Raw genomic sequence first — 425 nt, 5'->3', positions numbered from 1 at the left:
TCGACGTCGTGGAGGTGCTGGATGAACTTCAGCCGTTTAGGGTCATCGGGTTGGAGGACTGCCAGTTCGGCGGCAAGCATGTCGGTGCGGTAGAACCGTGCGGAGTAGTCATTGCGGCATGCTGCTGTGATCAGGGCTTGGGCGAGGTAGGTTTTGCCGACTGAGGATTTGCCCAGGATGACAATGTTTTGGCCCAGGTGGCACCATTGTCCGTGAGCGAGTCTGCTGACTTGCTCGGGGTTGATGTTGCGGTCAGGCGTGCAGACCACGTTTTCAAGGCAAGCATCAAGGTTCGGCGATCGGGATGCTTTCAGCAGTTTGTTGATGCGTCGCTCGCGCCTGGCCGCGACTTCTTTATCAAGTGCGTAGAGCACCTTTTGGGAAAACGTCCATGCGTCGAATGCGGGATCGTTGGCGATGTCGAT

At 56.9% G+C, this 425-nt stretch carries 1 protein-coding gene; it reads right to left on the bottom strand.

Features of this window, described 5'->3' with window-relative positions:
* On the bottom strand, positions 1 to 425 hold a 425-nt coding region (locus HMPREF2806_RS05910; protein ID WP_198531322.1), incomplete at both ends, for an ATP-binding protein.

Source organism: Corynebacterium sp. HMSC076G08 (assembly GCF_001811515.1).
In the GTDB taxonomy this organism is placed as follows: domain Bacteria; phylum Actinomycetota; class Actinomycetes; order Mycobacteriales; family Mycobacteriaceae; genus Corynebacterium; species Corynebacterium hiratae.
This window is presented reverse-complemented; position numbering and strand designations above follow the sequence as displayed.